Raw genomic sequence first — 11,195 nt, 5'->3', positions numbered from 1 at the left:
CTCTTAGGTCTTTAGCGCGATAGCCCTTTCCGTTCTCATGCTTAAGCTGCCTCGTAAGACTGAAAACTTTCCCCCGATCATCGACGATGACAATTCGGCCTTTATGTCCTTGCGCCAACGTGTACCCTGCTGCATCCAGCTCGTCTCGAAACTCCTGCCCTGTCTTGGAACGATCAGCAATCGCCTGAAACATTGCTGCGCGTTCGTGGCGTTTCTCGTTATGCTTGACAAATTGGGTCTTGGCTTTGTCCTTGTATCGCTTCGCGTTATTCTCACGACGCAACGGGCAATGGTCACGGCCATGTTCCAGATCATGCGCCTGCGCCCAATGCGAGAGCTGTTTATAGTCCATCTTGGGGGCTTGGGTTTTGCCCGTTTCAGGATCGACCAGGTTAGTGATCACATGGATGTGGGGATGCTCCTGATCCTGATGGCAGACGATGACAGCCTCATGATTTTTCAAGCCCAATTTTTCAAGAGAAGAAAACGCCGCCTTTTCCATTTCCTCACGGTTCGGCTGATCCGTATGATGCCATGCCAAAGAATACGCATAAACGGGCTTTCCTTGGCTTTTTGCCCCTGCCCTGCTCGTTCCACTTTCGGCTTTGATGTCCTCGGCGTGAATGGCCGTGTAAGCCATCCAGTTGAGGGCTTTTTCAGGGTCTTGGGTCGGCACATTATGGGTCAACGTCCACGCTACACGCTCGCTTGTATCCTTGCCTTTGTCGTGGAGATAGTATGCCCCTGCACCTTTGAAAGAACTCCCTCGTTTTGCAACACTTGGCACCATGCGTCATAAGAGTTTTTCGATGAGCTGATCCATGAAAGCGTTAAGCTGCTTGGCCGAATCTTCAAGCATAGGATTAGGAACACCTGTTTGGTGGAGCTTCTTCACGGCTTGGTTCAGGTTCGTTCCGATCCGCTTTAATTCCAGAACGAGCGCGGGGTCAACTTCCTCAACCCCACCCGCAACGATCTGTCCGTTTAAGATCATGCCACGCGCATACTGCGAAACAGGTTGGTTGACATTGGCTGCTGCTGCTTTTACGTCTTCCAGTTCCTTCGGAGTCATCCGAAGTGATGGAAGCCTTTCTGTGCGCTTGTCCTGTTTTGCTTTGCGTGGTCGTGCCATAATTACAAGTGCATTAATGTATGAAAAGCAAGCCCTATGAATCAGGGTTTGCTAGGGGATCAAACGGGGTCTTACCCCTTTGCAAGATTTGTAAATGTGCTTCAAAAGTGACCGCTTAGGGAGTTTTTGGAGTGCATTTGCATATCTTGCTATCCTGCTCTTATTCAAAGCTACGGATTTCCAGCCACAACCGCAATGCTCCTATATGACCCGTCCACAATTTTTGCGTTCGCTATCGCTCACACCTTTTCATTTTTTAGGTTTTTTTGAGGCATTAGCTCACCATGGCAGTTGGTTTATTGGCTGATCTCTGATCTCCCCTACCCTATCAGAATAGCATGAGTTGCTGTCCGTCAGGTCTTGCATAGCTCTTGATGTCTTCGGGTGGCTCTGGAGTCTTTTTAGGTTCCCACCACATGGCAGATTGTTCCTTTTCAATCGGGATAATTCCGATACGTGGGTAACGGTTGATATGCCAACCGCCGTACCATTCCATCGAGAGCGTGTTCATCCAAACTACCTCCCCTTTCAGGCCGTTTATAAAGAAATTGATCGCGGACATCTTCGCGCAAGTGTTGGCGTTGTCAGCTCCATAAAAAGTGTTGTCTGGATTGTTTCGGGCAAACTCCAAGAGTAAGCGACTGGAACCACATGAGGGATCGGCAACCCGTTTGCCTGTGATACTCTCCTTTTCTCCTTGCATCTGTGCCATGAGCTGGCAAATAGCGTCTGGGGTGAAATACTGGCCGTTGTGTCCTCTGGTGATGTGTTCGGTAAAATACTGGCCGAGCATATCCGAATACGGAGCCTGATAAGCGTTCAGCTTCACCATACTGATCATCTTGGCGAATTGGTTAAGTTCTTCTCTGTCATATCGCTTGATCGTTTCCATATACAGGGCTTCATTGGCTTCGTCTTTTTGGGTGAGTCTGCTCATGATGTTGGTTTCATGAAAGCTACATATCCCCATTGTCAGCAGGTCATTAAAGACGGTGCTTATACTGTGCCTACGTCCCAGCCATTCGGCTGCCTTTGTAAAGTCCTTGTATATCTCTGGAATGTAGCTCGCGGTCATCAGAAGGGTTTCCCATAGACCTCTATTGCCTGTCAAGTTCTGGATCATGTCCCGTTCTCCTCTCTTTGGTTTTGGGTTGCATTGCTTGCTTGCAACCTTGGCCTTCGCCGAGAATGGGGGTGGGAGTGTCATAACCGAGGGGGATCACCCGTCTTGCACAAACGCCAGTGCGGAAAGATGGGGATACGGTTTGACAGGAACGGGGGTAAAGCCCCTACCCTCTTTCGTATCCCCTTAAACAGATTGCAGTAATTACTGCAAAACTTTAATACTGCAAGCCTTTTTGCAGTATATAAAAATCTGGCTATCAATCATTATTGCGTGACAAGCTCCTTTTGAGCGCGTTTCCTCTGGATACGTTTTCTGCATCGCGGGGAACACGCACCGAGTGTTGATCTTTGATCTGGGCGGTAAGCCAATTCACGACCGCACCCGCCACAAAAACGCGGTTTTACGTGTATGCGCCGTTCAGCTCTGGAGTCGCCTCCTCGATGGGTGGCGTTTCTCCGTTTCCCTCCTCCTGTCTCTCTGGGGATTGATAGTCTTGGTCGTACTTCCCGTCTTTGATGTCGTCCATGAAGTTTTGAAACTGCGCCTTGGCCACATAGAAGGTTTTGAGTTCCTCCCACTGGTCTTTGTTCTGGTAAAGCTCCATGTTGGTTGCGAACATGGTTTCTTTCAGGATCATGATCTCGATGATCCAACCAATCAGCATGAGGGTATTAACGGGGATGATCCACGACCACCCGAACGGCTCGAAAACCACATAGGCGTTCCACATGGATAAAGCCAGTAGAAGCGTAGCAGCAATAATTGCCAACGAGAAACGGCTTTGATACCGCGCAGGGTTGAGCTGAAAGAAAAACACAAGCGTTCCGCGTCCTGCTTGGATGGCCAAGTGAATGAGAACCGATCCCACAATCAACAATACTGTCTCTCCTGCCTGTACGTGCGGGATGACCATAATCCCTGCACTAATCAGATAGGTGGCAATGAGAAGCCCGAAAGAGAGCTTGGGAAGGATGCGCCTGAGTGTCTTTACAGCGCGCTCAAAGTCCTTGTTTACGAGTGAATTTTTTACCTTGGACATAGCAAACGATTTTAAAGTTTGTGAATGGCTGACGGGGTAGAGCGTCCAAACTTCGCCCCGATCAGCTTTTTCTAATAAGTGCAAAATACTCTTTTACTGCAATACTGCAAAAAGGTTTGCAGTATAAGCGTAATACAGGTTTTAATTTTTTACTGCAAGCCTGTTTTAAGGTCTCTTAAAATGTTATCTTGCAGTTTATGATAGTTGCAATCACAAATTTGAAGGGTGGGGTAGGAAAGTCCACCATCACCCAGAACCTCGCGGTCTGTCTGGCACAGATGGGCTACAAGGTTTGTATTGTCGATATTGACGAAAACCAGAACTCGATGAGCTGGAACGGGGCGAGGGATGAATCCCTGCCAGAAATTACCGTTGTCGGTGCTGTCGAGCAGAAGGGTTTTAGCAAAGCAGTTAAGAGCCTCCACCGTGATTATGAGATTGTTCTGGTGGATGGAACGCCCTCTCTCTCGGCCATGACAACCAGTATCATCTTAAACGCTGACTTTATCCTGATTCCTCTGCGCCCATCGGCGCAGGACTTCCGCACTATGGATAAGTTTCTCTCGCGGTATAATGATGCGGTAGGGATCAAGGGGGAAATTCCTGCTTACTTCCTCCTGAATGAATATGACGACCGCAAAGTCATTCATCGCGGGATAAGGGAAACACTAGAGCAAAACTACGATCTCCCGTTTCTCCAAACGCGGATAGGATCACGGACAATTTACAACGAGGCGAGCGTCGAAGGCATGGGAGTCTATGAAGCAACAAGCGACGAGGCTGATAAAGCCCGTCAGGAAATGGTCAACTTAACAAACGAGGTCTTGCAGAAAGCCTCGACTTTAAAACTTGTAGGATAGAACTATGGCGAAAAAAAATCTAGACTTAGGAAAGCTCGGCAGTAAAAAGAAGGTCATCAAAAAGGCAGATGATGATCTCAGTGTCGATGAGCAAGAAATCATCAAACAAATCCATAGCACAAAGGGCAGTAGTGATGTCACCCGTATTACTGTCGATGTTCCAAGCGATCTCCACGCCCGTATGAAAATGCGCGTCTTTAGCCAGAAAACCACCATTCGAGACTATGTTCTCGGTCTTGTCCAAGAAGACCTCAATAAGCAGTAATGCAGTAAAACCTTTTTTACTGTTTTACTTTTTGCAGTAAATAAAGTTTTTAGCCTTCCTCCCCATTAGAGCTTTTACCCATCTCCAAACGTGCCTCTATTCAAGAATTAAGACGCTCTGGGTGCGTTCTGCGAATTTTCAGCCCCATGCCAAGCAAAAAAAACCAGAACCTCTCCACGGGCTTCTATGGCGATTTTAGGAAATGCCGAGAGGGTAGGGGAGGGCATGGAGAGCAAAAAGAGTTGAATCCTATCTGTAAGTTTTCTATCTTTATGGTGCAACGTGAAACGGACGTAGGCTCTGCTGAGGAGCAACCTACTAGGGATAGCGGTGCCGACATACGGGGCAGAAATGCTTAGTAGAAGGTTTGGCGACTACCTTGCAAATAAGTCGTAAAAAGCGGATCATCTGGCCGAAGTCTCGGTTTATGGCGATCCGCTTTTTTGCGTTTAAGGGGGAGTTAAAACATATAGCAAAAACCTATATGTGTCGCGCAAAAAATTTCCTCGCTTGGTTTTTGTCCCTGCCACTGCCACGGTGAGCCGATGCCTAAGAAAACCTAAAAATTTTAGTTGTGAGCGATAGCGAACGCCATATAGACAGCTAAAACTTGTTGCCGCGATGCCTCGCGGCTCCATATTAAGAACAACAGCGTAGCGAACTATTACATTTTGAGTCGTTGTTCTTGTTTTAACAAGAATCTTGTTTTAGTAAACTTGTTTTCTGTTCCGATAATCAATTGTAAATCAGTGAGTTACATGACTAACTATTACACTTTGAGTATGGTCTATTACACTTTGAGTATGGAGTAAAATATAAATACTTGTAAATCAACAAGTTAAGCGAGGTGCAAAAATAGCGAACTATTACATTTTGAGTTTTCCTGTACCTAACTATTACACTTTGAGTATGGGAGATATTCACTGCCTTCCACGAACTATTACATTTTGAGTTTTAAGGCTTCAATCTCTGTGCGTAGAGCTTCCAGAGCTTGCGTCTTTCCTTCCAGATGTTCTAACAAAGATGGGTTAGTCTTCTTAATCTCTCCGTTAACCATAGCCGATACGATAGGCGATTCCTGATAGTTCTGGATAGCTGTAAGGCTTGCTTTCACGCTCCTGCGTCCAACCTTTCCTACGGGCAAAACTTGGTCAATGATTGCCATTAAATCGCTCTCCTTGTCAGCATAGAAGGAAATAACCGCCTTGCGGGTAAGTTGATATAGCTCTCTTGATGCTTTGTCCTTTTCGTCTTCCAGCTTCCTTAGCTTCCGTTTATTTGCTTCTTTCTGTCGGTTGGCTCTGGCCACTTCTTTTTTCTTGCTCAATACTGGGTTCTGCCAATCTTCTTTAAGAGCCTTGATAAAGAAACCTGCGGGGCTTTTCTGTGCCTTTGATTGCTGCAAAAGGGTTAGCTTTTCCCCGTAGTATTCAAAGAGCGTTCTGCAACGCTTCTGCGCCTTCCTACGGGCTTCTTCGTCCTCGATGATGTCCCAACCTTCGGTCAGCATTTTTTCTAGGTTTGCCTTGCTTATTCCAAGCTGTGCGAAGGCTTCCATAACTTCACGATCAAAGCCGTTTTCGTTGGCTTCTCGTTCATCAACGTCAACGAAAGCAAAGACTTGCTGCACCTCATTAACCTCTGGATCATTCGGATAAATATAGAACGTCAAACCTGTAATCTTACGGCCTGTCTTATGCTCCTCGAACTCAAATCTAAGGTCTGTATTTTCTAGCGTGTCCTTCTGCGCTTTCAGGATAGCACGACGTTTAAAAATCCCATATTGGGGGTAAGTACAACCAAGCTTTGCCTTTAAATCTTCGACCTCAAAAAACCGTTTTCCAAAACGTCTCCGCGCTCCTAGAAGCTCATACATACGGATTGAATAACCACTGTCTAATCGGGGAATATTCCAGAGTTTATAGGATGTGTAATTGCTTTTAAGCTGTAAGAGATGGGGCTTTAACTGCCCTGATAACTCTACCTCAATTCTCTGGTTGTTCTTGTCGATTCTGTACGATGAAATGAAAAAAGCATTCAGAACGCTTCCATCATCCAAAGCAATGGAGATGACCTGTGAGTTAAGGGCTAGGCAATGTTTCTTTATATCAGCGTTCAAACGGCCATAAGGGGTATTCATCTTGTACCCCATGTATCGGCGGTAGTCTGTGATATTGATGTAAACGAGCCTGTTAGATTGATCGTCCTTTGGGTTAAGCTTACCAAGAATAAGACGCCCGAATTTCAAGTCGTTTACCGAAAAATTCGTTTGCGAATAATCGGCCTCGATCAAGCTGTTCGATTGTGTAACGACAAGTTGCCCAATAGGTCTTTTATTTGTCTTTGTCATAGGACAAAGATACAATATATTACACGAAAATCAACGATGTAATATTTAATCTTTCGCTTGCTTAAACAGATGGGAATGGGTTGTCTTTATCGCTCTTTTGCTCGGCTTTTGGTTCTGCTGCCTCAGCCTTCTCTGCTTCACTGATCGCAATAAGAAAATCTTGCAGGCTCATCTGCTCGCGTTCCTCCTCGGTTGTTTCCTCCTGCACCTTATCCCACGCGCTCCACTCCTCGCCGTCAGTGGTGAGCTTGCTGCCCTTAATGATCGTTGTTTTCTTCTTCATTGCTCCAACTCTTTTTGATTACCAGATTGCAGACATCAGCTCGCGCCGTTCCGCGCCCATGATCTCCATATAGATTAACGTGTTCTTTGGGTTCTCGTGGCCGAGAACGTCACTGATCACGTTCATTGGGGTTTTATTCATGGCCATCATCACGCCTACACTGTGGCGTAACCCTCGCGCTGTGGCTTTCACGCCCTCGATCCCTGCCTCGTTCATGATCTGTTTGATATAGTTCTGCCCCGATCTGTCAGTAAATGGCCATAACCGCACCTTGTGGCCTCTCTTGTTCTGCTTCTTGGTTTTGGCTTTATACTCGCTCTCTAGTGAAAACAGAAACGTATCGGGAAGATCGAGAACACGGTATTTGTCTGGCTTGTCTGGATTCTGTTTGAGGGTGCGGATCAGGACGGTGTTATCCTCGAAGTTCAGACGCTCTGGAGTCACTTCCAAGGCTTCACTTGTCCTTACCCCTGTGTAGTAGATGAACAAGCCATAGGTGCGAATATGAGGAGGCATCGAAAGAGCCGACCGCTTAAAAGCTTCTCGCTCCTCGGCATTCAGGTATTTTCTCTCTCCAGATGATGTATAAAGCGCGTTGATCTTCATAGGCTCCAGTTATTCGTAGTCTGTTCGTAATGCGAACACTAAGATAAAATTTACCCCTTAAAAGTCCCTCTTTCAAGCTCGGTTTTACTCTATCCGTTCGCCTTCTGGCCACCAGAAAGCGAACGTACCATATCTTAATTTACTTATACTTCGTCCCTCCCTATATGCTAACAATAGTATGTGGCGCAAAGTGAATACTAAAGGTAGCTTTGTGCATACTAAAATTAGCAATGTCCTCCCATAGTGAAATAACAATAAAATTCGGAAAAAGAGTCAGAGAACTAAGAAAACTTAAAGGGCTTTCTCAGGAAGAATTGGCCTTTAGAGCGGATTTGCATCGGACATATATAGGTATGATTGAACGAGCAGAGAAGAATATAACACTTAGCAATATTAAGAAAATTGCTGATGCTCTCGAAGTAAAAATAATAGACCTATTCGAAGATTTATAATCAGATCCCATGAAATTTAAATACACTGATTACAATGGAATTGACCAAGTACTAAAAAGCGATTTCCCTACTGAATGGAAGGAGCTATCTGACGTTATAACTGCACATAACTTACATATTAAAGCCTCGGATCAAGCTGGTAAAATTGGATCAATAATCTTTGATCCTGTAGGAACAAATAGTGATCTCAAAGATGGCTTAATAGTAAAATCATGGCAGGATAACCCTAAAATCCCTGTAGCATTCAGGTTTCTTGGAAAAGATATCGACTTCGAGAAAAATGGTCTAATCGTAGAAGTTCAGTTTTCTAACTATCCCTTTCTCCTTAACAATATTCTTAGATCAGAGCTTTTCTTCAAATCGAAGACAAAATTTGGAGCTAACCCAACAAAGGCATTGATAATAATAACTAAAGCTGGTGGTTTCCCGTCTTCCAATAGCACCTTGTATTATGAGCAAGCTGTAAAACAGCTAAACTCCTTACACAGTTACGGTATTTTTTCAGTGCCGACAAGATTGGTTGGGCTATTCCCTGAGATTGATGCCGTCAATGATGTGACATGGACAGAGTATGAAAATGCTAGATATTCGAGGACTCCAGTTAAAGAAGAAACCAAAAAATATAAAATAACAAACGGGACAAAATTCTCTTTTGAAGACCCAAAGTCCTAAGCTACCTATTCAAAGAGTCTGGCTTGTTTACTACTGTTATCCTTCTTCTTTAAATGCTTGTATGGGCTTTCTGGTAAATCTTCTTCATTCTTTTTCGCTGAAAAAAATGACTCTTCGTAATCGAGGCGTTTTTCCAACTCCTTAAGGTGATGTTGCTCTGGATATATTTTAGACTTGGATTTTTCAGTAGCTCTTTTGCCTTTTTGAAGTTGAAAGCTATATCCTTCAATGCTTTCACCTGTCTGTGCCACATACTCCCTTAGCGTTCTCAAGTTCGGGAAAACTCCGTTCTCATCTGGAGTTCCGGAAATCCTCCTCATAGCAACTTCATAGTATTTATCATCAAGCTCAGCGCCTAGGTAATTCCTGTCATGCCTTTTCGCAACAGTTGCTACTGTACCTGTACCCATATAAGGATCTAAGATAACGTCTCCTTCTTCAGTAGTAGAAAAAACAACTCTTTCTATTAGATCTTCAGGAAACTGACAAGGATGTATTGTTTGTTCTTCATGGTTGTGCTTCACATTTCTGAAAGCCCAAATATCCCCAGGATTTTTTCCCTCTGGGTTGCAAGAGTACTCGCCTCTCTTGTCTCCGTTATGATACTTCTTGTTCTGGTATTTTTGGGGTACTCTGATCTCATCAAGAAAAAACTTATAGTCACCTGATTTTGTGAACCAAAGAATAGTTTCATGCCTTGCAGAAAACTTATTCTTGGCATGTAGGCCGTGAGATCTTACCCAAATAATCCTATTCCGTGGAATCATCCCTAGACCCTCAAATATTGGAAAAAACTTGATATCCAATGGAATTAACATACCCTTATCTGAAAAAGACCCGACCTGCCAGAATATTGATCCTGTTTTCTTTAAAACTCTGTAGCATTCCTCAATAACCTTCTTTTGGCTATCTAGGTAAACCTCCAGTTCTTTTTTCTTCTCATATTCTTTCCCAATATTATAGGGGGGAGATGTGACAATTAGATCGACACTCTCGTCTGGAAGCCCCTTGAGTAAATCCAAACAATCACCATTAAGTATGTAGTTCAATTTCATTTTTTTCCTTAAAAGTTAACTATAGTATGCAAATCTAAACTAAAAAAGAGGGAATTCCAATACCCTGTTGCTTCTGTCTGATTCCTTTTGCTTTACGCTAGGTGGAAGTAGAAAGAACCCTTAAAGGGCTTCGGGGTGGATGCAAACGCCAAAGTCGTTTTGCGGAGTTTACGGAGCAAATAAGCGGGCTTTGCATCCACCCCGATGACCAACCCCCAAGCAAAAATTTGACTTATGGTAATGCCTTTTGATAAACAAGGGCATGGCCAGCAAAATAAAATCTTTGTGGAAAGCTATAAAGAGAAACCCGAAAGGGATGCTCTCGCATATGCTCCTCAGCCCCATAGACTTTCTTGATAACGTCATTTACCCCAGTTTCTACGGTAAATTAAGCAACCGTATGAAAAAGAAAATTTACAACGATAGATTCGAGGATTATCTTAATGATTCGGGCGTTCCGCTGGATTGGCGGAAGGTCGATCCACATGACCCCAGTCACATCCGTGCAGAAGATAGGGCAGCAGATTGGGCGATTCATTGTATAAGAATTAATGAGGATTTTGTCCTTGCAACATGGGGACAATGCCAAAGAGACGGAGACCTTAGAAAAATGAATTTCTTCGTCAAGAATGATGAAAGCTGCGGTTACCATCACTCTTAGATTTACGCCTCCCACCGCGCAAAACCTCTGTAACGATACCCCCCAACACTTTTCCTTTCCTCTGTCGTAGGATGCTCTTGTATTTTTGCGAACATTCCCTTTCCTTGTTTCGGAAAACCTAGTCCATAGGGTTCTTCAATGATGCCCTCATCCATGTGACCTTGATAAAAGTCGACCTTGATGTGATACTGTACTTCATATCCACTATCATAGGGATTACTCAGCAACAATATTGCTTGCGTAATTGCATCTTCTGAACCGCCTCGCTGTAATCGCATAAATTCGATAGCTTCTACAACATTTCGTACTTGGTAGCCAGATGAATAGTTCACGCCAGAATTCGGATTATCTCCTCCGATATTCTGACTGGTTGTTGTCTCCTTTTTTAGTTTTTTCCCGCATTGCCTCGATGCCCATTCAGCCGTTAGTGCATCGACTTGATGGACGACGTGAAGCCCTATATTGTCTAGGAAATTTTCTGTTGCATACTTCGCCCCATTTACTCCCTGCATCTTATCAAAATAGCTATTCATGTTCTGATTGATCAGAACACTTGCCACCATCTGCTCGCGGCACTTACTGAAAAAATCACCGTCTCTGGGTGTCACCATCTTGGAGCATTCGTCCATCCAAAAGAATACAGGTCGGTTATTATAATTCGGCTTGCTGGAGTCTTGCACGTTCCGCATCATCA

14 protein-coding genes are annotated in these 11,195 nt (G+C 44.4%); 5 read left to right on the top strand and 9 right to left on the bottom strand.

Going from position 1 to position 11,195, the window contains the following annotated elements; genetic code table 11:
- From CALSC_RS23210 to CALSC_RS23195, 4 genes are all read right to left on the bottom strand, one after another.
- The coding region (locus tag CALSC_RS23210) for a relaxase/mobilization nuclease domain-containing protein (protein WP_159460682.1) at positions 1 to 790 on the bottom strand (790 nt) is incomplete at its 3' end.
- Between the two features lie 3 nt (positions 791 to 793).
- The gene (locus tag CALSC_RS23205; protein WP_088243608.1) at positions 794 to 1,132 is read right to left on the bottom strand and encodes a plasmid mobilization protein; all 339 of its coding nucleotides are present in this window, start codon (positions 1,130 to 1,132) and stop codon (positions 794 to 796) included.
- A 328-nt stretch (positions 1,133 to 1,460) separates the two neighbouring features.
- Complete coding sequence (locus tag CALSC_RS23200) at positions 1,461 to 2,255, bottom strand: N-6 DNA methylase (protein WP_159460681.1); 795 nt, start codon at positions 2,253 to 2,255, stop codon at positions 1,461 to 1,463.
- A gap of 403 nt (positions 2,256 to 2,658) precedes the next feature.
- Entirely contained in the window at positions 2,659 to 3,381 is a 723-nt protein-coding gene (locus tag CALSC_RS23195; protein ID WP_088243606.1) for a hypothetical protein, read from the bottom strand.
- Positions 3,382 to 3,494: 113 nt separating this feature from the next.
- Between CALSC_RS23195 and CALSC_RS23190 the strand changes: the two genes are divergently transcribed.
- Entirely contained in the window at positions 3,495 to 4,157 is a 663-nt protein-coding gene (locus tag CALSC_RS23190; RefSeq protein WP_088243605.1) for a ParA family protein, read from the top strand.
- A 4-nt stretch (positions 4,158 to 4,161) separates the two neighbouring features.
- Complete coding sequence (locus CALSC_RS23185) at positions 4,162 to 4,422, top strand: hypothetical protein (RefSeq protein WP_088243604.1); 261 nt, start codon at positions 4,162 to 4,164, stop codon at positions 4,420 to 4,422.
- Between the two features lie 940 nt (positions 4,423 to 5,362).
- Here CALSC_RS23185 and CALSC_RS23175 read toward each other — a convergent pair.
- The 3 genes from CALSC_RS23175 to CALSC_RS23165 form a co-directional block, all read right to left on the bottom strand.
- A complete protein-coding gene (locus tag CALSC_RS23175) occupies positions 5,363 to 6,772 on the bottom strand; it encodes a replication initiation protein (protein WP_088243602.1) in 1,410 nt (469 codons plus the stop codon).
- A gap of 61 nt (positions 6,773 to 6,833) precedes the next feature.
- Complete coding sequence (locus CALSC_RS23170; RefSeq protein ID WP_088243601.1) at positions 6,834 to 7,055, bottom strand: hypothetical protein; 222 nt, start codon at positions 7,053 to 7,055, stop codon at positions 6,834 to 6,836.
- A gap of 18 nt (positions 7,056 to 7,073) precedes the next feature.
- Positions 7,074 to 7,661, bottom strand: a complete 588-nt coding sequence (locus CALSC_RS23165) for a tyrosine-type recombinase/integrase (RefSeq protein WP_088243600.1) — start codon at positions 7,659 to 7,661, stop codon at positions 7,074 to 7,076.
- 230 nt (positions 7,662 to 7,891) lie between these two features.
- Here CALSC_RS23165 and CALSC_RS23160 point away from each other — a divergent pair, with 230 nt between their 5' ends.
- Together CALSC_RS23160 and CALSC_RS23155 are read left to right on the top strand one after the other, a co-directional pair.
- Positions 7,892 to 8,113, top strand: a complete 222-nt coding sequence (locus CALSC_RS23160) for a helix-turn-helix domain-containing protein (RefSeq protein WP_088243599.1) — start codon at positions 7,892 to 7,894, stop codon at positions 8,111 to 8,113.
- A 9-nt stretch (positions 8,114 to 8,122) separates the two neighbouring features.
- On the top strand, positions 8,123 to 8,785 hold the full coding sequence (locus tag CALSC_RS23155; RefSeq protein ID WP_088243598.1) for a BglII/BstYI family type II restriction endonuclease: 663 nt from the start codon (positions 8,123 to 8,125) through the stop codon (positions 8,783 to 8,785).
- Between the two features lie 5 nt (positions 8,786 to 8,790).
- Here CALSC_RS23155 and CALSC_RS23150 read toward each other — a convergent pair whose 3' ends face one another.
- Positions 8,791 to 9,840: a DNA-methyltransferase gene (locus CALSC_RS23150; RefSeq protein ID WP_088243597.1), complete on the bottom strand. Its 1,050-nt coding sequence runs from the start codon at positions 9,838 to 9,840 to the stop codon at positions 8,791 to 8,793.
- 262 nt (positions 9,841 to 10,102) lie between these two features.
- On the opposite strand from CALSC_RS23150, the gene CALSC_RS23145 reads away from it, so the two are divergent.
- Entirely contained in the window at positions 10,103 to 10,501 is a 399-nt protein-coding gene (locus tag CALSC_RS23145; RefSeq protein WP_088243596.1) for a hypothetical protein, read from the top strand.
- A gap of 2 nt (positions 10,502 to 10,503) precedes the next feature.
- Here CALSC_RS23145 and CALSC_RS23140 read toward each other — a convergent pair.
- A partial coding sequence (locus CALSC_RS23140; protein ID WP_088243595.1) for a TraM recognition domain-containing protein occupies positions 10,504 to 11,195 on the bottom strand: 692 nt, incomplete at its 5' end.

The organism is Calothrix rhizosoleniae SC01, assembly GCF_900185595.1.
GTDB classification, from domain to species: Bacteria; Cyanobacteriota; Cyanobacteriia; order Cyanobacteriales; family Nostocaceae; genus Calothrix_A; species Calothrix_A rhizosoleniae.
This window is presented reverse-complemented; position numbering and strand designations above follow the sequence as displayed.